The 24,504-nt window shown below is 64.4% G+C and carries 22 protein-coding genes and 1 pseudogene; 12 read left to right on the top strand and 11 right to left on the bottom strand.

All coding sequences use genetic code 11. The features are described from left to right. Nucleotides 1-46 precede the first annotated feature (46 nt). Nucleotides 47-1,492 carry an aldehyde dehydrogenase family protein gene (locus ACN6KF_RS14675; RefSeq protein WP_434957543.1) on the top strand — a complete coding sequence of 482 codons (1,446 nt, stop codon included), beginning with the start codon at nt 47-49 and terminating at the stop codon, nt 1,490-1,492. Here ACN6KF_RS14675 and ACN6KF_RS14670 read toward each other — a convergent pair. The 4 genes from ACN6KF_RS14670 to ACN6KF_RS14655 form a co-directional block, all read right to left on the bottom strand. After that, nucleotides 1,477-2,118, bottom strand: a complete 642-nt coding sequence (locus tag ACN6KF_RS14670; RefSeq protein ID WP_434957542.1) for an HD domain-containing protein — start codon at nt 2,116-2,118, stop codon at nt 1,477-1,479. The genes ACN6KF_RS14675 and ACN6KF_RS14670 overlap by 16 nt on opposite strands. After that, nucleotides 2,115-2,387: a hypothetical protein gene (locus tag ACN6KF_RS14665; protein ID WP_434957541.1), complete on the bottom strand. Its 273-nt coding sequence runs from the start codon at nt 2,385-2,387 to the stop codon at nt 2,115-2,117. Before ACN6KF_RS14665 ends, ACN6KF_RS14670 begins: the two co-directional genes overlap by 4 nt. Nucleotides 2,388-2,508: 121 nt before the next feature. Further along, a complete protein-coding gene (gene attM / locus ACN6KF_RS14660; protein WP_434957540.1) occupies nt 2,509-3,300 on the bottom strand; it encodes an AttM family quorum-quenching N-acyl homoserine lactonase in 792 nt (263 codons plus the stop codon). Between the two features lie 33 nt (nt 3,301-3,333). Next, nucleotides 3,334-4,626 carry a hydroxyacid-oxoacid transhydrogenase gene (locus ACN6KF_RS14655; RefSeq protein ID WP_434957539.1) on the bottom strand — a complete coding sequence of 431 codons (1,293 nt, stop codon included), beginning with the start codon at nt 4,624-4,626 and terminating at the stop codon, nt 3,334-3,336. A 251-nt stretch (nt 4,627-4,877) separates the two neighbouring features. Between ACN6KF_RS14655 and ACN6KF_RS14650 the strand changes: the two genes are divergently transcribed. Beyond that, entirely contained in the window at nt 4,878-5,663 is a 786-nt protein-coding gene (locus ACN6KF_RS14650; protein ID WP_434957538.1) for a FadR/GntR family transcriptional regulator, read from the top strand. Between the two features lie 7 nt (nt 5,664-5,670). Here ACN6KF_RS14650 and ACN6KF_RS14645 read toward each other — a convergent pair whose 3' ends face one another. After that, nucleotides 5,671-6,702 (bottom strand): extensin-like domain-containing protein, encoded by a 1,032-nt coding sequence (locus ACN6KF_RS14645; RefSeq protein ID WP_434957537.1) that lies wholly within the window; start codon nt 6,700-6,702, stop codon nt 5,671-5,673. Nucleotides 6,703-6,782: 80 nt separating this feature from the next. Here ACN6KF_RS14645 and ACN6KF_RS14640 point away from each other — a divergent pair, with 80 nt between their 5' ends. Next, the gene (locus tag ACN6KF_RS14640; RefSeq protein ID WP_434957536.1) at nt 6,783-7,472 is read left to right on the top strand and encodes a nucleotidyltransferase family protein; all 690 of its coding nucleotides are present in this window, start codon (nt 6,783-6,785) and stop codon (nt 7,470-7,472) included. A gap of 369 nt (nt 7,473-7,841) precedes the next feature. Further along, nucleotides 7,842-9,017: a fumarylacetoacetate hydrolase family protein gene (locus tag ACN6KF_RS14635; protein WP_434957535.1), complete on the top strand. Its 1,176-nt coding sequence runs from the start codon at nt 7,842-7,844 to the stop codon at nt 9,015-9,017. Nucleotides 9,018-9,109: 92 nt separating this feature from the next. Here ACN6KF_RS14635 and ACN6KF_RS14630 read toward each other — a convergent pair whose 3' ends face one another. Next, nucleotides 9,110-10,015 (bottom strand): metallophosphoesterase family protein, encoded by a 906-nt coding sequence (locus tag ACN6KF_RS14630; protein WP_434957534.1) that lies wholly within the window; start codon nt 10,013-10,015, stop codon nt 9,110-9,112. Between the two features lie 647 nt (nt 10,016-10,662). On the opposite strand from ACN6KF_RS14630, the gene ACN6KF_RS14625 reads away from it, so the two are divergent. Next, nucleotides 10,663-11,076, top strand: a complete 414-nt coding sequence (locus ACN6KF_RS14625; protein WP_434957533.1) for an NUDIX domain-containing protein — start codon at nt 10,663-10,665, stop codon at nt 11,074-11,076. A 240-nt stretch (nt 11,077-11,316) separates the two neighbouring features. Further along, the gene (locus tag ACN6KF_RS14620) at nt 11,317-11,814 is read left to right on the top strand and encodes a GNAT family N-acetyltransferase (protein WP_434957532.1); all 498 of its coding nucleotides are present in this window, start codon (nt 11,317-11,319) and stop codon (nt 11,812-11,814) included. 32 nt (nt 11,815-11,846) lie between these two features. On the opposite strand, the gene ACN6KF_RS14615 is transcribed toward ACN6KF_RS14620, so the two are convergent. From ACN6KF_RS14615 to ACN6KF_RS14600, 4 genes are all read right to left on the bottom strand, one after another. Next, nucleotides 11,847-13,064 carry a CCA tRNA nucleotidyltransferase gene (locus ACN6KF_RS14615; RefSeq protein WP_434957531.1) on the bottom strand — a complete coding sequence of 406 codons (1,218 nt, stop codon included), beginning with the start codon at nt 13,062-13,064 and terminating at the stop codon, nt 11,847-11,849. 114 nt (nt 13,065-13,178) lie between these two features. Continuing rightward, complete coding sequence (locus tag ACN6KF_RS14610; RefSeq protein ID WP_434957530.1) at nt 13,179-13,439, bottom strand: DUF6111 family protein; 261 nt, start codon at nt 13,437-13,439, stop codon at nt 13,179-13,181. A 21-nt stretch (nt 13,440-13,460) separates the two neighbouring features. Next, a complete protein-coding gene (locus tag ACN6KF_RS14605) occupies nt 13,461-14,126 on the bottom strand; it encodes a CoA pyrophosphatase (RefSeq protein ID WP_434957529.1) in 666 nt (221 codons plus the stop codon). A 49-nt stretch (nt 14,127-14,175) separates the two neighbouring features. After that, entirely contained in the window at nt 14,176-14,757 is a 582-nt protein-coding gene (locus ACN6KF_RS14600; protein WP_434957528.1) for a DUF1285 domain-containing protein, read from the bottom strand. Nucleotides 14,758-14,910: 153 nt separating this feature from the next. Between ACN6KF_RS14600 and ACN6KF_RS14595 the strand changes: the two genes are divergently transcribed. The 6 genes and pseudogenes from ACN6KF_RS14595 to serS all read left to right on the top strand — a co-directional run bounded on the left by ACN6KF_RS14595 (nt 14,911) and on the right by serS (nt 23,614). Beyond that, nucleotides 14,911-15,909, top strand: a complete 999-nt coding sequence (locus ACN6KF_RS14595) for an AAA family ATPase (protein ID WP_434957527.1) — start codon at nt 14,911-14,913, stop codon at nt 15,907-15,909. 8 nt (nt 15,910-15,917) lie between these two features. Then, nucleotides 15,918-16,837 (top strand): annotated as a pseudogene (locus ACN6KF_RS14590) (DUF58 domain-containing protein). Between the two features lie 25 nt (nt 16,838-16,862). Continuing rightward, nucleotides 16,863-19,646 (top strand): DUF4159 domain-containing protein, encoded by a 2,784-nt coding sequence (locus ACN6KF_RS14585; RefSeq protein ID WP_434957526.1) that lies wholly within the window; start codon nt 16,863-16,865, stop codon nt 19,644-19,646. Further along, a complete protein-coding gene (locus ACN6KF_RS14580; RefSeq protein ID WP_434957525.1) occupies nt 19,646-21,721 on the top strand; it encodes a hypothetical protein in 2,076 nt (691 codons plus the stop codon). Before ACN6KF_RS14585 ends, ACN6KF_RS14580 begins: the two co-directional genes overlap by 1 nt. A gap of 148 nt (nt 21,722-21,869) precedes the next feature. After that, on the top strand, nt 21,870-22,112 hold the full coding sequence (locus ACN6KF_RS14575; protein WP_434957524.1) for a hypothetical protein: 243 nt from the start codon (nt 21,870-21,872) through the stop codon (nt 22,110-22,112). Nucleotides 22,113-22,351: 239 nt separating this feature from the next. Then, a complete protein-coding gene (gene serS, locus ACN6KF_RS14570) occupies nt 22,352-23,614 on the top strand; it encodes a serine--tRNA ligase (RefSeq protein ID WP_434957523.1) in 1,263 nt (420 codons plus the stop codon). A gap of 31 nt (nt 23,615-23,645) precedes the next feature. On the opposite strand, the gene blaOXA is transcribed toward serS, so the two are convergent. Beyond that, nucleotides 23,646-24,488 carry a class D beta-lactamase gene (blaOXA, locus tag ACN6KF_RS14565; RefSeq protein WP_434957522.1) on the bottom strand — a complete coding sequence of 281 codons (843 nt, stop codon included), beginning with the start codon at nt 24,486-24,488 and terminating at the stop codon, nt 23,646-23,648. Nucleotides 24,489-24,504 lie beyond the last annotated feature (16 nt).

The following is a 24,504-nucleotide window of genomic DNA, read 5'->3' as shown; positions in this document are numbered from 1 at the left end:
GTTAGACTAATGTCCGGCCAGTTTCTCTATCTTCAGGATTGCATCGATGACACTGCACGCCCGTAACTTCATCGCCGGCGAATGGGTCGCCTCGTCCGATCTCGCGCCGGACGTGAATCCTTCCAACACCGCCGAGATCGTCGGGCATTTCCCGCGGGCGACCAAGGCCGAGGCCGAAAAAGCCATCGCTGCCGCCAAGGCTGCGTTCCCGGGCTGGAGCCGCTCGACCCTGCAGGAGCGCCATGATGTGCTCAAGCGCATCAGCGACGAGATCCTGGCGCGCAAGGAAGAACTCGGCGCCATCCTTTCGCGCGAGGAAGGCAAGACCCTGCCCGAAGGCATCGGCGAGGTGGCGCGGGCCGGCCAGATCTTCGGATTCTTCGCCGGTGAAGCCCTGCGTTTGGCCGGCGAGATCATCGGTTCGGTGCGCCCCGGCGTCGGCGTCGAGGTCACACGCGAAGGCATCGGCGTGGTCGGCCTGATCACGCCCTGGAACTTCCCTGCCGCCATTCCGGCCTGGAAGATCGCGCCGGCGCTGTGCTACGGCAACACCGTGGTGTTGAAGCCGGCCGATCTCGTGCCGGCCACCGCCCATGCATTGGGCGAGATCATCGCGCGTTCCGGCCTGCCCGCCGGCGTGTTCAATCTGGTGATGGGCCGCGGCTCGGTGGTCGGCGAGGCGCTCTTGTCCTCGCCTGACGTCGATGCCATCTCCTTCACCGGCTCGGTCGGTACCGGTCGCAAGATTGCCGCGACCTGCGTCGCTTCTTCGCCGATGAAGAAGGTGCAGCTCGAAATGGGCGGCAAGAACCCCTTCGTCGTGCTCGACGATGCCGACGTCAAGGTGGCCGTGGAGGCCGCCGTCAACGGTGCCTTCTTCTCCACCGGCCAGCGCTGCACCGCCTCTTCGCGCCTGATCGTCACCGACGGTATCCACGATGCCTTCGTGGCGGCGTTGGTCGAGCGCCTCAAGGGCCTCAGCGTCGACGACGCCATGAAGAGCGGCACCCATATCGGCCCGGTGGTCGACCAGAGCCAGCTCGACCAGGACCTGAACTACATCAAGATCGGCAGGGAAGAGGGCGCCAACCTGGCCTTCGGCGGCGATCTGGTAAAGCGCGAGGCGCCCGGCTTCTATCTGACGCCGGCCCTGTTCACCGGCGCCAGCAACGACATGCGTATCGCCCGCGAGGAGATTTTCGGGCCGGTTGCCGCCGTGGTGCGCGTCAAGGATTACGACGAGGCACTCTCCGCCGCCAACGACACCGAATTCGGCCTCTCCGCCGGCATTGCCACCACCAGCCTGAAATACGCCACGCATTTCAAGCGCAATGTCCAGGCCGGCATGGTGATGGTCAACCTGCCGACGGCGGGCGTCGACTATCACGTACCGTTCGGCGGTCGGAAGGGCTCGAGCTACGGCTCGCGCGAGCAGGGCCGCTACGCCGCGGAGTTCTACACCACGGTGAAGACCAGCTACACGTTGGCCTGAGGAGGCTGGTCGCCTGACAGGTTTGCGAGGGAGCGCGCGAGATTGGCGCGCGCTCTTTCCTCCAGCTTTTCGGCGAAGAGATTGCTGAAATAGAGCCTTGGCCGGACCATGAAGCGCTGCAGCACGGCAGTCCGCCCGATGCGCCAGGCCGTTTCAGGCACATGCGCATATTCTCGGCGCACCGCGGCCTCATAGGCATCGAAGCGTTCCGCTTCTGCGCCGAGGATCTGCAGGTCGAGATCGAGGAAATAGGCCAGGTCGGATCGCTCCTCAGCTCCTGTGCCGTCAGTGAATTCATGCTTTTTGGTGGCCAGGATCAGCGCTGCCACCCGTTCCAGTCTTTCCGGTTCGAGCCGCCTATCGAGAACCTGTCGGGCGAGATCGGCGCTGCGCTCCTCATTGTCCGGGGCCGCTGCATCGTACACGGCATCGTGGAACCAGATTGCGAGTTCGATGGCTCCGGCATCATGGAGGAGGGGGCGACAGTCCTGAAAGCCCGCCAGCATGGCCTCGATATGGCCGATATCGTGATAATGTCGGCGCGGATCCCGATAGGCCGTAAGCAATTCGGCGAAAGCCGGCTCGGAAATGGCCGGCGGCCTGGAAAGGTGATCGCCAACGCTCATGGCAGCAACTCCCGGCGTGCCCATTCGGCCAGATCGCCGGAATCATCGCGGGCTCCAGCACCGGATTGAAGTTTGGCGAGCAGGCTCCGGCTGAAGGCCGCCTCTCCGACCTCACCGATCAGTCTGAGAATGACGGCCTGCGCCTCGTCCTGATTGGCCTGTACCTCGGCAGGTGTATGCCCGCTCCACAGATAGCCCTTGTCATTATAGCCGGCGATGCCCCCGAGATGATCGACGAGACGCTGGCGGGCTGTAATGGGCGTTTTCATGCAGCAGCTTTCGGAGTTCGGCGGATTGTCGACGCCGCCAGATCTCCAGGTCTATCAACTGTCATGCTTTTCGACGAGGTCTGCCGTTGGCGCCTGGACTATCCAGGCGCCCGTCGGGGCTTTAGTCGTAGAAGCCCGGTGATTGCTTGAAGGCCGGCCAGGCGTCCGGGTCGTGGCCGGTGACCACCTTGGCCTCGGTCTTGGCAGCGAGGGACCGCAGCTTCTGCACCGAGCGCACCGTGTCCACGGTCGAGGCAAGGAAGCCGGGCAGGGCCTTCTCATTCCAATGGTCGAGCGTGTAGGCGGCATCGACCGCCAGCAGGATGGCGCCGCTGTTGGGCAGGGTGACCAGGAAGGATTGATGGCCCGGGGCATGGCCGGGTGTGAAGATCATCTTGAGCGTACCGTCGCCGAACAAATCATAGCCATCGGTGGCCTCGGCCTCCAGGAACTGCCATTTCAGGCCAGGCCGGTCGAAATCCTTGCGGATATAGCCGCCGGCGGCGAACCAGTCGGGTGCGTAGGCATATTCGTATTCGCGGCGCTGGACGACATGCACGGCATTGGGGAAGCGGCCGATCGCGCCGGTATGGTCGAGATGCAGATGCGACTGCACGACATGGGTGACGTCATCGGGCCGGATGCCCATGGCTTGCAGCTTCTGCACGCAGCCATCGCTTTCCTGCATCACCGGCCAATAGGTCCTGGAAATGCCGCCCCAATAGCCGCGCGGATCGCTGGCACACTCGACGGCATTGCCGCCATCGATCACCACCAGCCCCTTGGGATGCTTGAGCAGATACCAGGGGACCGGAATTTCGTAGTCGGTGTTGGCGCCCTGGTTCATCTTGATGTTGTGCAGCTTGCACTTCAGCGTGCCGCACTGGAACATGTGCAGTTCGATCTCACCCATGGTTTCCTCCTGGTCTTTCTTCCGTCAGCACGCCTACCAGTTGCGCAGGGATTGGCGCATGACGGCCTCGATCCCGGCGGCGTCGATGGGTTTGGGGGCACCGACCAGGAGGCGCTGCTGCTTGAGCGCGCCCTGCACCAAGGCTGGAATGTCTTCCTCGCCATAGCCGAGTTCGGCGATGCCCGATGGCGCGCCGACCGCCTTCATCAGCCTGATCAGGGTGTCCGGCAGCGAGTCCGGGCCTGGATTGGCGATCGGTCCGGCATTGAGCAACTCTGCAGCCTGGATGTGTTTGTCCGGTGCAGCATCATAGGTGAAGCGGAATACCGCCGGGGAGGTGACGATCACCGAGAAGCCATGTGGCACGAAATTGTGGCTCGTCTCGTAGCCGGGGGCGCTGTAGCTGTGCTTGAGGCCGGCGAGGGGATAGGCACAGGCATGGGGGATGTGCACGCCCGCCGTGCCGAAGCCGATGCCTGCCATGGTGGCGCCGAGCATCATGGTGCCGCGCGCTTCCAGGTCGTTGCCGTCGCGTACGGCGCGCTCGAGAAAATGCCCGCCGAATTCGATCGCCTTGAGGGACCAGATGTCGGCCACCGGGTTGCTGCCCTGATAGGGCGGACGGTCATCCGGCGTGGCAGGGCGCGGTCGGGCGTCGAAGGGGCGGGAAATGAAGGATTCCACCGCGTGGCAGACCACGTCGAGGCCGCATGAGGCCGTGACGGCTCCCGGCGTGGTGCGCGCCAGTTCGGGATCGACGATGGCCAGCGTCGGCCGCATATAGCGGTGCGAGATACCGGTCTTCATCTTGAATTCGGGAATATCGAGGACGGCGACCGTGGTCGCCTCCGAGCCCGAGCCGGAGGTGGTCGGGATGGCGATCAGGGGACGCAGGGGTGAAGGTGGCTTGCGGCCCCCTCCGACGGGCGCATTGACATAGTCGATAATGGCGCCGCCATGGCTGCGGATGAGGTTGGCGATCTTGGCGGTGTCGATGGTGGAGCCGCCGCCCAGGGCGACGAAGCCATCGACGTCCTGGGATGAAGCGAAGGCGGCAGCCTCCCCCAGCGACTCGATGGTTGGTTCGACGAGAATGCTTTCGAAGACGCTGATCTCGACGCCGGCGCGCGCGATGATTTCGGTGACACGTTCGGTAATTCCTAGCCGGCGCAACCTTGGGTCGGCGACCAGCAATATCTTGCGAAGCCCAAGGCGCTTGAGCTCCCAGTCGAGTTCCTCGACCGCCCCGTTGCCGAATTTGAGCTGCGTTGCCTCCAGGGTGAAGATGGTCTCGTTCGCGCGCCGATCGGTGGGTGCCATCGTCATGTCCTCCTGCGCCGACGATCATTCGACCAGGCGAGGCAGCCAGGCTGCGCAACCATGCTCGCGATCGGGTCGTGTGTCCTGACTTGCGAAGTTGGCGGAAGGCTTCCACAATGGTAAGAACATGTCAATATCACATGGTGACATGGTCATATGATGAATTCTGTTTCTGTGTGTTTTGAAACGAGCAATCGATCCGCATAACATCCTGAAACCGGGCAGGGCTCTGTCCGAAAGCCGAAGAGGAGGGGTGTTTGGCCCTCAAAGAGCGAGTGCGCCCGGCCCCGGAACCTGCCGGGCAAGATGGTGAGGCGGACAGGCGTCTGGGGCGCCCGCTTCCTCTGGCCGATCGGGTGGTCGCCGCACTGCAGGAGGACATCGAGAAGGGGCGCTTCGAAGCTGGGGCCCGCCTGCCCACCGAACCCGAACTTGCCGCCAGCTTCGGCGTCAGCCGCACGGTCATCCGCGAGGCGGTATCCCGCCTTAAGGCCGACGGCATCGTGGTCAGCCGGCAGGGAGCTGGGGTCTTCGTCAGCGCCGCCCCGCTGCAGCGTTCCTTCCGGATCCGAGACGCAGAAGTCGGCAGCGGGGTCGCCCTGCGCGAGATCTTCGAACTGCGCCTGTGTCTCGAAGTGGAGGGGGCCGGGCTTGCGGCGATCCGTCGTTCGCAGGACGACCTGGCCGCACTCCGGCATTGGCTGGAGGAGATGGATCGCACCAAGCTCGGCCAGGATCTCGGTGTTGGCGCCGATATCGAGTTTCACCGGGCCGTGGCGGCGGCGAGCGGCAATGGCAAGGTTGCCGATTTCCAGCGCTATCTATCCTTGCTGCTGCACCAGAGCGTGACCGTCGCCCGCAACAATACCCTGCAGAAAGGCCCGGCCCACGTCGACAGCGTCATCGAGGAACATGGCGACATCTACCGCGCGGTCGAGGCGTGTTCGGCTGCCAATGCGCGCAACGCCATGCGCCGCCATCTTCTGCTGGCGGCGACGCGGTTGGGTGTGATTGGGGTGGAAGAGGCAGCGCTTCTGGCTTAGAGCGCCGTTATTCGTCGTAGCCGCCGGCCGGAACCTCCTGGATCGAGCCGGTATAGTCATCGGAAGGCGGCGGCGCACCGCCGGCACCACGTTGCGCGGCGGCCACCCAGCCGGCGGGAGCGCGCGGACGGCAGATGCTCTTGCTGCGCGCGCCATGACGTGCAAGATCGAGATGCAGATGATTGTCGTGCAAGGGGGCGCCGGGCCCGAGCACGGTGGTGAATTTAGGGCAGGCGCCAAAGGCGATGTCACGCCAGAAGCTGCGCTCCTGGGCCGAGCCGCGCCAGCCGGTCAGGATGCGCGTCTCGCGTCCGTCGGCCAGTTTGAAGCCCTTGACGTCGACAGCATTGGCAAAAGCATGTTCGGACATTCGGCCGAAATGGCCGTTGTTGCGCCGGCGGCAGGAATAGCTGCCGAACGTCGTCATCTCCACGATGGGTGAGCCGAAATTCGCCATCGCCGCTGGCTGCACGTCCTGAACCAGCCAGCGGGTCAGGGCCGGGATCATGGAGCAGGACAGCACCAGGCTGCGGTCCATCGAAACCGCGAAGGGGCCGCCATCGGCAATACGGACGGGACCAGGCGACGGGGCTGCCCGGTAGGACATCGGCGCGGAAGCGCCGCTATCGCCGAGTGCGCCGGTCTGGTCGCCGACGGCTGCGGGTGGCAGCAAACCGTCTGGTGTCCCCGAAGCCGGAGGCGCATATTGTTGCTGAGGCTGAGGTGCGTAATTGGGCTGCGGGGCCACGGTTTCTGGCGCCCGAGGCTGAAGGGTCGCGTAGACCGGGGCGGACTGTCCGCCATTGGTATTGAGGGCTGTGACACGGAAGGGATGGTCGACACCGCATACCCCAGGCCCCTCGATCGCCTGGGCGATGCGAATGCCGGCGCTTTCCCGGACCGCGCCCGAGGCCAGGCACTGCGACTCCGCCTGGGCACGCCAGGGCTCACGCTCTTCGAGATTGAAGAACGACCCGCAACCAGCCAGGCTACCGAGAACCGTACCCAGCACGAGAGAACACACAACGCGACGCAACATGGCCGCAGCTTAACGGCCATTTTCAAAAAGAAGCGTTAACCGCGCGGCCGTGATTGATTTCGTCGACGCGAGACGCTTCCATGATGGCCAAGCATGGTAAAACCGTGTATTCGGCTTTGCCTTTCCCAAAGAGCGAAGTGTCATCCATGCCCTCGGACGATGATCAGCCTTTGGCGAATTACATTGCGATCGTTCTCGCCGGCGGCGAGGGGCGACGCATGGGGCGCAACAAGCTGTTGCTCGACATTTCCGCCCGCCCGATGATCCGCCATGTCGTCGAGACCATCCGCGGCGTCATCGCCGATGTCATTGTCGTGACCGGTCACCAGCGGGAACGCATCGAGGAGGTGCTCGTTCGTACGCCGGTCGAATTCGTGGACTCGCCCTCGGCCGATGGTCCGGCGGTGGCGATCCGGCGTGCTTTTGAGCGGGCAGGCCTGTTGGCGGCCAAAAGGGGCTGCGACGGTATCATGTTATGTGTCGGCGACCAGCCGCGCCTGACGGAACGTGAAATTGCCGGGTTGATCGACCAGTACCGCGCCGGCGACCGGCGCAAGGCGCTGGTTCCGGTGCGTGGTGACAGGCGGGGTTACCCTGTGATGGTACCGCCGGATTTCGACGTAGGGGGCATTGATCTTTCGAGTGAAAGTCTGATTGCCGATTATCCCGACCAAATCGCGGCTTTTCCTACACGCAATCCTGTTTATGATTCCAGCTTGGACACGCCGGAAGATTTTCGGAGCTTTTTTGCAATCTCGAAACTTCCATAGCACGTACTTTAATACCTAAGATGCGCCCTATCCTGGTGAATTCGTCCGACTAGTCGCACGTGGGAGATGGCCGAACTGGGACGTAAACGCTAAGTTTTGTGTGTTAAACTTTTAAAACAAAGCCTAATACGAAAATATTAACGTTTCATTTTTTGAAATATTTTGTATCCATCTCGTTGTATATTAGATGATCGCTAAAAATCATGAGAATACGACGATAGTCAATTTTGGCTACCGCTTTATGGCTGTTGAGTTAGTCCACATTCATAGGGCGCATATCTTTGTATACCGCTTATGCAAGTCTTGCCCCTCCGCACGGTTGACGCTAAGGGCAGGTTGATAGAGTTCTCACCACTCGCGAGGCCCGCAATGTCGTTCACGCTCACCCCCGAAAATACCCTCCCGGTCGACGGTGTCGCCGGGACATTGATCGGGCGTGTCTGGCTGCCGGATGTCGAAGGGCCGGCCGTTGTGGTTGCCAAGGAGGATGGTCTGCATGACATCACCTCCAGCTTCCCCACGGTCAGGGATCTCTGCGAGGCCCGAAATCCGGCCCAGGCCGCCAAGGCGGCCCCCTCGACCGAGATCGGCCCCCTCGCCGAGATCCTCGCCAATACGCCGCCGGCCAACCGCGACCTGCGCAAGCCCTGGTTGCTGGCGCCGATCGATCTGCAGGCCATCAAGGCGGCGGGTGTCACCTTCGTGGTTTCGATGCTCGAGCGGGTGATCGAGGAAAAGGCGCGAGGGAACTCGGCTGCGGCGGCATCCCTCAGGGCCGAGATCGTAAAGCTGGTCGGTGACGACCTTGCGCGCCTGCGTCCCGGCTCGGCCGAGGCGGCGCGGTTGAAGGAGGTGCTGATCGCCCAAGGTGCCTGGTCGCAATATCTGGAGGTCGGTATCGGACCGGATGCCGAGATCTTCAGCAAGGCCCAGCCCATGGCAGCCGTCGGCACCGGCGCCGATGCCGGCCTTCATCCGAACTCCACCTGGAACAATCCCGAACCCGAAGTGGTCATGGTGGTGTCTTCGGCCGGCAAGATCGTCGGAGCAACGCTGGGCAACGACGTCAATCTGCGCGATTTCGAGGGGCGTTCGGCCCTTCTGCTTTCCAAGGCCAAGGACAACAATGCCTCGGCGGCGATCGGTCCCTTCGTGCGCCTGTTCGATTCCACTTTCTCGCTCGATCATGTCAGGCGTGCCGATGTGACGCTCGAGGTGCGCGGGCCCGAGGGCTACCGGCTCACGGGTGTCAGTTCGATCTCCAAGATCAGCCGCGATCCCGGCGACCTCGTTTCCCAGATGATCGGCGTGAACCATCAATATCCCGATGGTGCAGTTCTCTTCCTGGGTACCATGTTCGCGCCTATCGACGACCGCGACGAGAAGGGCAAGGGCTTCACCCACAAGATCGGCGACGTCGTCACCATCGCGGCCCCGGAACTCGGCTCGCTTACCAATCGCATGGTGCGCAGCTCGGATGCACCGCCCTGGACTTTCGGCGCCAGCCACCTCCTGCGTAATCTCGCCAAGCGCGGTTTGCTGTGATCGCCTGTCGGTGAATTAATCACGTAGCGGCTGATCCTGGCTGAAGGTCTGAAAGGGGCGACCTCGTCCGCCCCTAGCGTCTCCGCTGCTTTTCAGGCCAGCTCTTGCGAGCGCAGCTCTTCAGGCGGGTGGCCGGCGGCTACGAAGCCACGGACGGTCAGTCCGATTTTCCAGTTCTTCTGCTTGCCGGTGATCGAGAAGAGATTGTAGGAGGCCGGCCAGCGGGCACGCTCCGGCGCAGCCGAGGCCGAGGGCGTGCAGACCACCGGGATCGTTCCCTTCGGGCCCTTGAGACGATGCACCAGTCCGGTATGGATATGCCCGTGCAGGACGAGCTCCGCGCCCGTCCGGCGCAGCACGGCGTTCAGCCGGTCGCAATCGATCAGCATCGCGGTCGGCCCGGCATCTTGGCGGCGCACAGGGTGGTGCAGCATGACCACCCGGCAATAGCCCTCATGCTCCAGATGTTCGAGAATGGGACCGAGCTTGGCGATCTGTCGTGGGCCGAGCTTGCCGGTCGCCATGAAAGGCGCTGTCGGAATGGCGCTGGACAGGCCGACGAGAGCCACCTTTCCGCGGATGCGTACATAGGGAAAGCGTTCGTCTTCGTCGAGCGGATGGGCGCCGGTGTTGTCGCCACGCATCCAGGGATCGAAGGCCGAGAGCAAGTGGAGGGCGCCGCCCTTGGTGTAGGCGTCATGATTGCCGGGCACCAGCGAGACGAAGTCGGGCGCGCCGACCGTTTCAAGAAAGGCGCGCGCCGCCGGGTACTCGCCGGGCAGAGCGAGATTGACCACGTCGCCGGTCAGGGCGATGTGGTCGGGCGATTGTGCATGCAGGTCTGCGAGAAGCTGCTGCAGCACGTCCATGCGATGGACGTCGCGGCGCCCTCGATTCCAGTTGATCCAGCCCAGAACCCGCTTTCCCGCCAGTTCCTTGGCCCTGGCTCGCGGCAAAGGCCCGATATGGGGGTCTGAAAGATGCGCGAGCTTGAACATCAGGAGACAATCGGGGAGGCAGGTATCACGAAGCGACAACCGATGATGCTATGGCGTTTTGCGATTCGACGGAGCCACCGAGGACCGCAAAAAGGCGTTGAAACAAGAGGCTAGAGCAAAGTGCGTTCAGTCGTGAACGTGCTTTGCCCTAGCGTGGCCATAGGACCTGTCTGTGTCAACGCAAAACGCCTGCGCGTTCTCGTGAACGGCAGGCGTCGTTTCGGCCGGGGATCATCGACCACCGTTGTGGGGCGGGACGATCGTTAAGCTTTGCTGAAGGTCAGCAATGCGACAGTGTCGCGGGTAGCCTGGGTCTTGGCATGAATACGAACGGCGCTGGCAAGCAGCCGGAAATAGGTCAACATTGATCTCTACCGGGGCGAAGGCCCCTGGGTCTCCTCTATTAGGGTGACGCTTCTATAACGTAAGATTAGGTATTTTACCATCCGATAAAGGCTGCTTGGCACGCTGGACAGCCATGCATGGGCGGGATGGCAGGTGCTGGAAGTTTTTTGCCGCTGCTATCTCGAACAAGCCTTAGCCGTTCTCTTTCAATCACCGAGCATCGACGGATGATTTCTTCTTCAATTACATTACGACAGAAGATCGGACGTCTGGTGACTCCGCTTTTCATGATCTTTTTTCGAATGCAGCGCGGTATGACTTTGGGGGTGCGTGCCGCCGTGCTCGACGGAGAGGACAGGGTCTTTCTGGTGCGACATACCTATGTGCCGGGCTGGTATCTGCCGGGCGGTGGCGTCGAGACCGGAGAAACCGCGCTGGAAGCCTTGGCCCGGGAGTTGGAGGAGGAGGGGCATATCCGTCTCAAGGGGCCGCCTGAGCTGCAGGGCCTCTATTGGAACCGGGAGGTCAGCCGTCGCGATCATGTCGCCTTCTTCGTGGTCCGGCACTACGCCCAGGCGCAACCCCGCCTGGCGGATCACGAGATCGCCGAGGCAGGCTTCTTCGCCCTCAATGCCCTGCCGGAAGATACCACCAAGGCGACCCGCCGCCGGCTCGATGAAGTGGCGGGACGGCGCCGGCCGGATGGCCTGTGGTGACACGGCGACCCGCGTCGGCCGCATCTGGAGCAGGTCGATTCTCGAAATGGCACGATCGGCGCGCCAAAATATCGTTCGATCGCTAAATCCGGTTGTAAGGCGACCGCATTTGTTGTACGCGCCGGCCATGATGACGAAGAGCCTTCAGCTGCGACGACGAACCGTGGTTTCGCTCCACTCCCTTTCGCGCGCCTGAACCGTTGAGCCGGCGGGCGCCTCTGCCTGTCGGAACCATCGCAAATGCCTGAAATCGCTATCGACCTCACCCTGGAGACGCCTGACGACGGCGCCGTCATCGACAAGCTGCACGAACGGGCTTTTGGTCCCGGACGCTTCGCCCGCACGGCTTTTCGGCTGCGCGAGGGAGTGCCGCCCCATCCCAAATTGTCCTTCGTGGCACGCATCGGTTCGATGATCGTGGGTTCGATCCGGCTGACGCCCATCCATGTCGGCGAAACCTCGGCCCTGCTGCTCGGACCTTTGACGGTGGAGCCTGCGTTCCGCTCGCTCGGCATCGGTCTCACGCTGATGCAGGCCAGCCTGACCGAAGCCGCGAAGATCGGGCATCGGCTGGTCATTCTGGTGGGCGACGAGCCCTATTACAGCCGTGTCGGCTTCAAGCGCATCGCGCCGGGAAGAGTATTGCTGCCCGGACCGGTCGACCCGATGCGTTTCCTGGTGAAAGAGCTTGTCGAGGGGGCCTTCGAGGGGGTCACGGGCGCTGCCCGCGGCGGCTGATCACGGACGCCTGTTCCCCACGGAGCAGCCGGTTATGCGGTCTTACGCACGGCTTCTTCCAGGATAGCTTGGCGCTGCGCGCCATCCTCCGCAAAGCCGCCGTCGATCCAAGCTCTTTCTGCGCGGGCAAGAATGCGACCGATGCGCGGGCCGGGCTCGATGCCGAGGCGCGCCAGATCCCTGCCGCTGAAGGGCGCATCGGGAACGGCCCAGCGATCCGGCAAAATGAGAACCTCGGTAAAATCCTCGTCGGCGTGATGCGCGGCCGCGACCAGCATGGCGTCGCGATAAAGCTCGGGACCCAGGCGATAGAGCCACTCCCGGGCCTTGGGAAGCGTCGGAGCGTGCCTGACGCGCTCCAGCACCATGGCAATCGCCGCGAGGCGCTTGGCTTCGGCGTTGGAAAGGCGCAGCCGTGCCGCCAGACGCTCGGCATCGAGGCGCGTGAACAGGCTGAGGGCGGCCAGCCGCCTGATGGCGTCTGGTTCCACCAGGCCCCTGGCCTCCAGCCCTGCGATGCGCCGGAACGCCTCGACACGTGCCACGCCCCCCAGCAGAATGCCGAGAAAGCCGGCATCGTCGATCTCGGCGAGGACCCCCGCCGCCTGGGGGGCTGTGAGTAATTTGAGGAGTTCGGCCCTTATGCGTTCGGCCGAGAGCTGGCGCAGGCCCTCGCGCCCGCGTATCGCCGCCGCAAAACTCGCCCCGTCGAGCGGTCCCGTGCCAAAACGGGCATGGAAGCGAAACAGGCGCAGGATCCTTAGGTAATCCTCGGCGATGCGCTGATCGGCATCGCCGAGAAAGCGCACGCGCCGGTCGGCAATGTCGGTGAGGCCACTGGCATAGTCATGCAACCGGCCATCGGGGGAGAGCGAGAGGGCGTTGATGGTAAAGTCGCGCCGGAAGGCGTCGGCCCGAAAGTCGCGGCCGAAATGCACGATGGCGCGGCGACCATCCGTCTCGATGTCCTCCCGCAGCGTCGTGACTTCGAGGGGGTGGCCGTCGATGACCACGGTCACCGTGCCGTGCTCGATGCCTGTTGGTACGACTTTCCAACCCCGGGCCCTGGCCCGGGCCTGGGTCTCGGTGGGCAGGGCGGTGGTGGCGATGTCCCAGTCGGCGACGGCCTCGCCCAGCAGGGCATTGCGCACGGCTCCTCCCACCACCCGTGCTTCTTCCCCGTCGCGGTTCAGAGCCGCAAGCAGCATCGACAAGGGAGGCTGGTCGAGCCAGGGAAAACGCTCATCCATCCGATCATGCATCCAAAAGCATTTTCTGGAAAAGCTGACAGGCCTTTCGACTAAGAAAATGCGTCAAAACAATAGGTTAGAGCAAGGCCCGATTCGGAGAAATCGCACTTTGCGCTATCGCGTCTCAGGCTCGACCAGCTTGCCATTTTCCATATGCGCAGGGACGTAGGCACTCCCGGCAGGAGCTCCGCCATAGTGGGCAAAGAGAGCGAGGCCGGCCGCCATGCACATCACACCAAGCGCGATCAGCCGCAGCAGCGGGATCCCCGTCGGTGCGGGGGCGTCGGGCCGCTCGCCGCGCAGCAGCAGCCAGATCCCGTAAATCAGGAAAGGCAGAATGAACAGTACTGCCTCGAACAGGAAAGGCCGGAACATCAGCGTGCGACTTTCATCGTCTCAGCCATAGAGCCGCTCATAGAGGGTATGGATGATCCCCGCCGTCACACCCCAAATATAGTGGTCCTGCCAGGGAATTGCATAATATTGGCGCATGGCGCCGCGCCATTCGCGGCTTTCGGCAATGTGATTGACCGGATTCATCAGGAAGGCCAGCGGGCATTCAAACACGCTGTCGACCTCGGCGGGATTGAGACGCAGCACCATGCCCGGATCGGCCAGAGCCACCACCGGCGCAATACGATAGCCAGAGCCGGTGAGATAGAGATCGAGATAGCCGATCGGCCTGATCAGGCTGGCAGACAGGCCGACCTCCTCCTCGGCCTCGCGCAAGGCGGCCGCGAGCACGCTGCCGTCGTCGGGATCGATGCGACCGCCCGGAAAGGCGATCTGGCCCGAATGGTTGCGCAGCGCGCTCGAGCGGTGGGTGAGCAGCACCGTCGGCCCGTCGGGCCGGTCGATGAGCGCGATCAGCACGGCGGCCGGCTTGGAGGGCGTCGCGGGCAATTCGGCGAGCAGGCCGGGGGAGAAGCGGTGATCGCCATGATCGGGCACGCTGTCGAGATGGAGCCCGACTGGCGGCTCCGCGGCAAGCCGGTGCCGGGCCCGTTCGAGAAAGGCTTCGAGCTCGGGATGGTGGGTCGACGGGGGAAGGGCGGTCAGCATGTCGGGACCTGACACATCAGGGCTTGGCACATCATCATGACTTCACACATCATGCCTCGGCGCCGATTTCATCCGCGGGCGCCATGGCAAAGAAGCTGCCGCCTGAGGTGATGCCGAACATGGCAACACCGTCGATCTCGCGAACTTCGCCGAGATCGGCAAGGTCGTAATACAAAGCACGGTTGACCCGGGCCCAAAGGCCGGCACGCACATGCACATAGGGCTTGAGCCCTTCGGAAGCCCCGATCTCGAACCGCATCGGATGATCCGGGCCGGCTTCGGTCCAGTCCTCGACATTGGTGCGGAAGGCCAGAGTTCGCCCGCTTGCACCCTCTTCCACGCGCATCTCCACGGCGACGAAGGGCACGTCATCAACCACGATGCCGACGCGCTCCACGGGTGTCACCAAGACATAGCGATCCTCGTCGCGGCGCAGGATCGAGGCAAACAGCTTGACGAGCTCGATCCGTCCGATCGGGCTCTTCATGTAGTGCCAGCTGCCATCGGCTGCGATGCGCATGTCGATATCCCCGCAGAAGGGAGGATTCCACAGATGCACGGGACGGGCGCCAGCTTGCTTGCCGGCCTCCTTGATGGCTTTGGTCAATCCGGCCAGATCGGTCTGGGCCATATTCGAAATCACTCGGTGATAAAACGGACGTGAAAACGGCAGAGAAACTCTCGCTCCTGCCTTAGTTGCTCTCTAGTATCCTGCGATACAAGGGAATCGTGCAAGCTTCCCATTCTTAAGCGCCGCCGCCCGGCGCCCTTCCTGCGAGGCATGATGACGGCCGATACTGCCACCAATCTCGACGAAGCCATCATCCGTTCGGCGGAAACCACCGCTGATCTCATCAGGCAGGCCCGCGAAGCGGTGCATGGCGTGATCTTCGGCCAGGAGGCCGTGGTCGATGGCGCCCTAATCACCTTGCTGTCCGGTGGCCACGGTCTGCTCGTCGGCGTGCCCGGCCTTGCCAAGACCAAGCTGGTCGAGACGCTCGGCGTGGTGCTCGGGCTCGATGCCAAGCGCGTGCAATTCACGCCTGACCTGATGCCTTCCGACATCCTCGGCACCGAAGTGCTCGATGCCAACGAGACCGGCAAGCGCAGCTTTCGTTTCGTGCGCGGGCCGGTTTTCGCGCAATTGCTGATGGCGGACGAAATCAACCGCGCCTCACCGCGCACGCAGTCGGCCCTGTTGCAGGCCATGCAGGAATATCACATCACCGTGGCGGGCGAGCGCCATGACCTGCCCAAGCCCTTCCATGTCCTGGCAACCCAGAACCCGCTCGAGCAGGAAGGCACCTATCCCCTGCCGGAAGCCCAGCTCGACCGTTTCCTGATGCAGATCGACGTGCCCTATCCCGATCGCGAGGATGAGAAGCGCATTCTGCTCTTCACCACTGGCGTCGAGGAGAGCCCCGCACGGCCTGCCATGAGTTTCGAGGATCTTCTGAGCGCGCAACGCCTGGTCCGGAGGCTGCCGGTTGGCGAATCGGTGGTGGAAGCGATCCTCACGCTGGTGCGCTCGGCCCGTCCTGGCGAGACCCCCGACCTTGCCGGCAAGATCGCCTGGGGACCGGGGCCGCGCGCCAGCCAGGCCCTGATGCTCGCGGTGCGGGCGCGGGCTCTGGTGCAGGGCCGGTTCTCGCCCTCGATCGACGATGTGGTTGCCCTCGCCGAACCGGTGCTCAAGCACCGCATGGCCCTCAGCTTCGCTGCCCGGGCCGATGGTGAAAGCATTGAGGGCGTGATCGGGCGCCTCGCGCGCAAATTGGGCTGAGCCGGATGGTGGTTTCCACGCGGCTGATTGACGAGCACAAGGCGGTCAGATCCGCTGGCCTGCAGCAGGCTGCGCTCGATCTGGCCGAAGCCATGCCCAGACTTGCCTTGGAGGCACGCCGCGTGGCGGCGACGGCGCTGCACGGCCTGCATGGCCGCCGCCGTGCCGGGCAGGGCGAGAATTTCTGGCAGTTCCGCCACTTTGCTCCGGGAGAGGCCGCCGCCAATGTCGACTGGCGCCGTTCGGCGCGCGGCGACGAACTCTATGTGCGCGAACATGAATGGGACGCGGCCCAGACCCTGTGGCTGTGGGTCGATCGTTCGATCTCGATGAATCTCGCTTCCAGCCTGGCGCAGACCTCCAAGCTCGAACGGGCCTTGGTGCTGTGTCTGGCTTTTGCCGACCTCTTGGTGCAGGGGGGGAGCGCGTCGGCCTGATCGGCCTGGCCCGGCCGACCTCGCAGCGGGCGATCATCGAAAAATTTGCCCTCGCCTTGATGACGGCGGCTCTGCCCGCTAGGGCGGAGCGCAGCGGCCTGCCCGAGCGTATCGCGCTCGGCCCCCGCAGCGAAGCCATCCTGATCGGCGATTTTCTCGACGAGCCGGAGGTGACGGCCGGCACCATCGCCGCCTTGGCGGCGCGCGGTGCGCGCGGCCATCTCCTGGTCATCGCCGACCCCATCGAGGAGACCTTCCCCTTCGCCGGCCGCACCGAGCTCATCGATCCCGAAACCGGAGCCAAGTTCCAGGCCCCGCGTGCGCAGGATATCCGCCAGGCCTATGAGGATCGGCTTTCGGCCCATCGCGATGCCCTGCGGGCGATCACGCACCGCTATGGCTGGAGCATGACTCTGCACCGCACCGACAAGCCGGCTTCCCAAGCCGTGCTCGCCCTGCATCCGCTGCTGCAGCAGGGAGAGGGTGTGTGATGGTGGCGATCGAGAGGCTTGATCGATGCTAGGTTCGCTGGCTCTCGCATCACCCTGGATGCTGGCGGCGCTGGCCCTGCTGCCGGCGATCTGGCTTCTGCTGCGCCTGGTGCCGCCGCGGCCGCAGCGCATCGACTTTCCACCGTTGCGCCTGCTCTACGGCCTGTTGCCACGCGGACGCGTGGCAGCACGCTCCCCCTGGTGGCTGACGGCTCTGCGTCTGGCGCTCGCCGCCTTGGTAATTGCCATGCTGGCCGTGCCGACGCTTCGGCCTTTCAATCAGGCCGGGCCGACGCGTGCGGCGCCGCTCTTGTTCCTTATCGACAATGGCTGGGGTTCCGCAGCGACCTGGGCAAAGCGCCAGGAAGTGATCCAGGCCACGCTTGCAGCAGCCGATCAGGATCGCCGCCCGGTGGCGATCGCGGCCCTGGCCGAACCGCTCACGGATCTCTCGCTCAGCCCCGCCGCGAGCCTCGGTCCTCGCCTTGCGGCGCTGGCTCCCCAGCCCTGGCAGGCCAGTCGCGGTGCCTATGCGCCCGCCATCGCTTCCTTCCTGCGCGCCGCGCCAGAGACCGAGATCGTCTGGTTCTCCGATGGTCTGGCTGATGACGGCGACGACGTCTTTCTCGCCACTCTGTCGGAAGCCGGCAAGCAGGGGCGCGTGACGGTCTATCGTGACGATGCCCGCAGCTCCCTGGCGCTCGCCGGCGCGTCCAATTCGCCAAGCGGCATCTCGGTGCGCGTCCTGCGCATGAGCAAGCTCGACCGCACCTTGTCCGGCACGGTCAGGGCACTCGACCTCAAGAACCTGCCGGTCGGCCAGGCCGATTTCAACTTCCCGGCGGGCGCGGCCGAGACGACGGCCCAGCTCGACTTGCCTGTGGACATCCGCAACGATGTGGCGCGGCTCGAAATCGTCGGCGATGCCTCGGCCGGCGCGGCGCAACTGCTCGACCGCACCTGGCGCCGCCGCATGGTCGGCATCGTCTCGGGGCAGGACAAGGATGTCAGCCAGCCCCTGCTCTCGGCGAACTACTACCTCACGCGAGCGCTCGAACCCTATGCCGATGTGAGGACCGCCGAGGGAACGTCTCCGGCCGAGGCGATCGGCCGCTTTCTCGACGACAAGCTGCCGGTGTTGATGCTGGCCGATGTCGGCAATCTCGGCGATGCGGAAGCCAAGCTTTCCGCCTGGATCGAGAATGGCGGTGTTCTGGTACGCTTCGCCGGTTCGCGTCTTGCCGCCGCCGAAAATACGCTGCTGCCGGTGAAGTTGCGCCAGGGCGGGCGCACGCTGGGCGGGACGCTCTCCTGGGAGAAGCCGCAAAAGCTCGGCAGTTTCGACGCCAACTCTCCCTTCGCCGGCCTGGCCTTGCCGGATGACGTCAGCGTCAAGCGCCAATTGCTGGCCGAGCCCGATATCGATCTGCCCGGCCGGACCTGGGCCGCCTTGGCCGACGGCACGCCGTTGGTCACTGCCGAGAAACGGGGCAATGGCGTCGTTGTGCTCTTTCACGTGACGGCGGACACTACCTGGTCCAATCTTGTCTTGTCGGGGACCTTCGTGGAGATGCTGCGCAAGGTGGTGGGGCTGGCCAAATCTGCGCCGGTTGCGGGCGCATCCGCAACGCCGGCGGGCGCTGCGGCACCGGTCTATGCGGCGCCGAGCCGGACGCTCGACGGGCTGGGGGCCTTCCAGGTCCCGCCGGCGACCGCCCAGCCCGTGCGGGTGGACCAGCCCGGCATCGGCCGACCCGATCATCCGCCCGGTTTCTATGGGCCGCCCGATGGTCTGGTGGCCGTCAATGCATTGGCAGCCAATGCCGTGTTGAAACCCCTGGACTACAAGGCGCTGAATGCCTCCCTGGCCGATTATACGGTTGCCAAGCCGGTCGCCCTTGGGCCCGTCCTGCTGCTGGTCGCCTTGGCGCTGCTGCTGGCCGATGCATTGATCGTCTTCTTCATGGCGGGCGGCTGGACGCGCCTTGCCCGCGCCGGCGCTGGTTCGGCGGCTTTGGTTGTGTTGGCTCTGACCTTGCTCGCGCCGCCGGACGCCCAGGCGCAGAGCCGTCCCTTCGACGCGGCACTGAAGACGCGCCTTGCCTATATCGTGACCGGCGACAAGGAGACGGATGAAACCAGCCTCGCCGGCCTCAAGGGCCTGACCGCCTATATCGCCGAGCGCACGGCGTTGGAGCCGGGGCCGCCCGATGGTATCGATCCAGCCAAGGACGAACTTGCCTTCTATCCTCTGATCTACTGGCCGATCGTGCCGGGCAAGGAACCTCCGCCGCCGGCGGTGATGGCGCGTATCGACGCGTTCATGAAATCGGGCGGCACCGTCATTTTCGATACGCGCGACGCGGTACAACAGGATGCCGGCGGGGCAGCGACGCCGGCCGGCGAAACGCTCAAGCGCCTGCTCTCGGGGCTCGACATTCCCGAACTCGAGCCCATCCCGGCCAAGCACGTGCTGACCAAGACCTTCTACCTGCTCGATAAATTCGTCGGGCGCTATGACAATGGCGAGACCTGGGTGCAGGCCACCGCGCCGACGTCGGAGGACAGCGACAAGCCGGTGCTGGGGGGAGACGGCGTATCGCCCCTGATCATCACCTCCAACGATCTGGCTGGGGCCTGGGCCGTGGATGCCCAGATGAACCCGCTCTTTCCTGTTTCCACCGGGCTGGAGCGCCAGCGTGAGCTGGCCTATCGCGCCGGCGTGAACATGGTGATGTATGCGCTGACCGGCAATTACAAGGCGGATCAGGTGCATGTGCAGGATCTGCTGGAGAGGCTCGGACGCTGATGAGCGATTTCTCCCTCCAATTCCTGCCTCTGCTGCCCTGGCCTGTCGTCATCGGACTGGCCGTGCTGGCTGCTGCCGTCGCGGGGCTGTGCCTGCTGGCGCGGTTGCGCGGGGCCTGGCTGCGCACGCTGGTGCTGGGCCTGTTCGTCCTTGCTCTGACCGGGCCCATTCTGACGCGCGAGCAGCGCGCCGTGCTGCCCAATGTGGTGGCGCTGGTGGTCGACCGCTCCGCGTCCCAGTCGCTGGACGAAAGGACGCGGCAGACGGACGAGGCGCGCGACGCGCTGAGCCGGCAGATCAAGGCGTTGGGCAATACCGAGCTGCGCGTGGTCGAAGCGGGCGGCGGCGTCAACTCCGGCGCTGACGGCACCCAGCTTTTCGCTCCCTTGGCCACCGCCTTGTCCGACGTGCCGCCCGACCGGGTCGGCGGCGCCATCCTGCTGACGGACGGCGTGGTCCACGACGTGCCGGCACGGGCGGCAGCCCTCGGCTTCAAGGCGCCGCTCCATGCCTTGATCACGGGCCGCGAGGATGAACGCGACCGCCAGATCACCCTGGTCGAGGCGCCACGTTTCGGCCTGGTGAAGCAGGCCACCACCATCCGCTTCCGGGTCATCGATCGCGGCCCGAACATGCCGTCGACGGCGGCAGTGATCCTGCGCCGTGATGGCGAGGAGATCGCGCGCACCACCGTACCGGTCGGCGAATTGTCCTCGCTGCAGGTGCCGATCGAGCATGCCGGCGTGAACGTGGTCGAGCTCGAGGCCGAAACCGTGCCGGGCGAGCTCTCGCCCGTGAACAACCGGGCCGTGCTGCAGATCGAGGGCATCCGCGAGAAGATGCGCGTCCTGCTGGTGTCGGGGGAACCCAATGCAGGCGAGCGCACCTGGCGCAACCTGCTTAAGGCCGACGCTAATGTCGAACTCGTGCACTTCACCATTCTCCGGCCACCGCAAAAGGGTGATGGCACCCCGATCAACGAGCTCTCCCTGATCCAGTTCCCGACCCATCGTCTGTTCGACGAGGAGATCAGCCGCTTCGACCTGATCATCTTCGACCGTTATGCGCAGGAGGGCCTGCTGCCGGCCGCCTATTTCGACAATATGACGGAATTCGTGCGCAATGGCGGCGCCATTTTGCTCGCGTCGGGCGCCGATTACGCCTCAGAGAACAGTCTGTGGGGCACCGGCCTGGCAGAGATCCTGCCGGCCGCGCCTTCAGGCAATGTGCTCTATCAGCCTTATCGGCCCGAGATCAGCCCGCTCGGCAAACGCCATCCGGTGACGCGGGACCTGCCGGGCGGCAATGCCAATCCGCCGGCATGGGGCCAATGGTTCACCACGGTGGAGACCAAGCTGCGCGAGGGCAGCGCTGTGATGACCGGCGCACAGGGCGATCCGCTACTCGTGCTGGCTCATCAGGGCAAGGGGAGGGTGGCCTTGCTGCTGTCGGACCATGCCTGGCTGTGGGCGCGCGGCTATGAGGGCGGCGGTCCCCATGTCGATCTGCTGCGGCGCCTGTCGCACTGGCTCTTGAAGGAGCCAGATCTCGACGAGGAAGCGTTGCGTGCACGGGCTGTTGGCCGCGATATCACCATCGAGCGCCAGACCATGGCGGAGACGGCGGCGCCTGTCGAACTGACTGGCCCGAACGGCGAAAAGGTCCGGCTCGCCCTCAAAGCGGAGAAGCCCGGCCTGTGGAGCGCGGTCTATTCCACCGACGTGATGGGGCTGTGGCGAGCCCAGGACGGCGCCTTGCAGGCGATCACCAATGTCGGCCCCGCCAATCCACGCGAATTCCAGGATCTGCTCTCCACGCCTGACAGGCTGAAGGGCCTGGTTGGCGAGACCGGCGGCAGCGTGGAACGTCTCGCCACCGCGTCCGGCCTGTCGATCCCGGCGGTCCGCGCAGTCGGTGCCGGCTCCGCCTACGGTGGCAGTGGCTGGATCGGCCTCAAGCGCAGCGAAGCATCGGTGGTGCAGGGTATCGACACCATCCCACTCTTCGCAGGGCTGCTGGGCCTCGCCTTGCTGCTCGGCGGCGTCACGCTGCTCTGGGCCCGGGAAGGCCGGTGATTCCAAAGCGCTGATGCTGCTCGATGGGCAGGATTTAGCGCCTGCCGCACGCGACGTTGCGATTCGACTCTTGAGCCGTGAGGCCCTAAATTGCAGATGCAGGTTTCCGATCGGGCCTGCCTCAACGGAATGGGCCGAGGATACGAGAATGCGTAGCGACGAGATCCGGCCAGGGACGCTGGCCAAGCGCCATGCAGACCGACGGTCGCAGATGTCGCTGGGGTTCCGGCGCGAAAGTTTTACTTTGCCGCGCGAGGAAGCACGCGCCAAGGCGCGTGATCTGTTTACTCGCTACCCCAAGGCAGCCTATATGACCGAGATCGAATACTGGGAAGAACTGCCAGACGGGCAGATCTTCGTCACCATGCGCCATTTGCCGACCGCCGATTGAGAAGGGCGGCTTTCGCGGCAGGGGCCAATTGATTTTCGTCGACGTCGCTGGCAGAGTGACATCATGTTCAGGTTCTATCGATCGAACTCGCTGCTGATCTCGTCCGACCCCCCGGGGCCGGGTTGCAGTCGCATGCGCTGAACTCTCTCCGCCATCGCGTTTCAACCAGGGCCCCGCCATCCGGCAGGGCCTTTTCGTTTGCGCCTGCCGCTGCGCGCCGCCAGCATCAGGAGGCAACATTGCTGGATATCGCTTTCATTCGTAACAACGCCGCCGCCGTCGCGGCGGCGGCCCACGCCAAGGGCATGACCGTGGATCTGGATCAGATTCTGGCCCTCGACGCTGCGCTGCGTCGCGACAAGACACGGCTTGAAACCCTGCGGGCGGAACGAAATCGGATCGCGGCCGAGTTCCTCACGGCTGCCGAGCCCTTGCGTGCCGCCGGTGCCGAACATTCCCGGGCGATCGCCGGCGAGCTTTCCGCCCTCCAGGGCCGTGTGACGGAGATGGAGCAGGCTCTGCGCGAGCTCTTGCTGACGGTTCCCAACCTGCCGTGGCAGGGGGCGCCGATAGGGCCGGATGAAAAGAGCAATCAGGTGGTGCGTGTCGTTGGCGATCGGCCCGATTTTACCTTCACGCCGCTCGATCATGTTGCCATTGCCGACAGGCGTGGCTGGATCGATCCGCCTCGGATCGCCAAGGTTGCGGGGGCTCGAAGCTATGTGCTGAAGGGGCGCCTTGCCCTGCTGGAGCAGGCTCTGCTGTTCGACACCTCCCGCCGGCTCTCCCAAGAGGGGTTCCAACCCATCTCTGTCCCGGCCCTGGTTCGCGGGAATGGCTTCGTCAATACCGGCCATTTCCCCTTTGCCAGGGAGGATACGTTCGAACTCCCGCGCGACGGAGCCTATCTCGCCGGCACGGCCGAGATCGCCCTGACCGGCCTGCATGGCGGCGAGATCATCGAGGAGCGCGATTTACCCCTGCTCTATGCGGGTTTTTCTCCCTGCTTCCGCCGCGAAGCCGGCAGTGGCGGGCGCGACGTGCGCGGCCTGCTCAGGGTCCACCAGTTCTACAAGGTGGAGCAATATGTGATCTGCCGCGACGATCCCGAGGAGTCCGCCTATTGGCACGCCCGGCTGCTCGCCAATGCCGAGAACATCCTGCGGGATCTGGGTCTGCCCTATCGGGTCGTCGAATGCTCCACTGGAGACATGGGCCCCGGCAAGGTGCGAATGAACGACATCGAAACCTGGGTGCCGAGCCTCACATGCTACCGGGAAACCCATAGCTGCTCCAGCCTGCATGAATGGCAGGCACGGCGTGCCAATATCCGCTGGCGCGACCGGAAGGGACGGGTTCGCTTCTGCCACACGCTGAACAACACCGCGATTGCGACACCGCGCATCCTGGTGCCCTTGATCGAGAACCACCAGACGCCACAGGGGCAGGTTCGCGTCCCCCCATTCCTGCGAAATTACCTAGGCGGGGAGGAATTTCTGTGATGGAGGGACAGCGTGATCGACACGGACCGGATTACAGCCGGTCCAGCAGGCCAGGCAGTTCCGCCAGGAAGGCATCGCGCGCCTGGAGGCCGGCTCGGATATCGCCTTTGCCGGCCAGTTGCACCTGGCGCACGAAGGCTACGTTACGTCCGTTCCTGTTGGCCCAGCCGACGAACCAGCCATAGGCATGATCGAGGTCGAGCTTGCCGTCGGAGCGCCGGGGCGCCCCGGAACCGGTCTTGCCGTGAACTTCCCAGCCATTGGGCAGCGGCGCCAGTTCCAGGATGCGGGTGGTCATGTCATAGGCTCGGTTCGAGACCGGCAGTTGGTGGCGCACCATCCGCTCCAGGAACCTGAGCTGCTGGAGCGGCGTGATCTTCAGGGACGAGCTCAACCAAGCATGGGTGAGGCCGTTCTGCTTGCCCGGATCGCCCGCGACGTCTTGGTTGCCGTAATCGAATTCGGCGACATAGCGCTTGAATCGCAGCTTGCCGAGGCTGCGCGTGACCTGTTGCGAGTACCAGACCACCGAATTCTTCATCCAGCTTGTGGGGTCGGTGCTGGTACGCCATTCCGGCACCCAATCGGCATAGCCTTCGCGAAAGGGCAGGGCCGGCACATGCTCGTTCTTCAACAGGCCCGAATCATAGCCCATCAGGCTGATGGCGATCTTGAAGGTCGAGGCCGGCGTAATCGGCTGGTCGCAACTGCCTTCCTGAGTGAGCAGCTTGCCGGTTGCCACATCGGCCAGCAGCGTGCAGGCGCTCGCGACCGCAGCTCCCGAGGGCTGAGCCAGGGCGTTGCCCGTTCCGGTCGAGATCGTCAAAAAGACGGCGGCGGCAAAAGCCTCCAGAGCGGTCGTCGGGCGGGGCATGCAGCAGGGTCTCCGG

It is taken from the genome of Labrys methylaminiphilus subsp. lupini (assembly GCF_051161885.1).
Taxonomy (GTDB): domain Bacteria; phylum Pseudomonadota; class Alphaproteobacteria; order Rhizobiales; family Labraceae; genus Labrys.
Note: the sequence above shows the minus strand (reverse complement) of the source record. Positions and strands in the feature narration are given on the sequence as shown.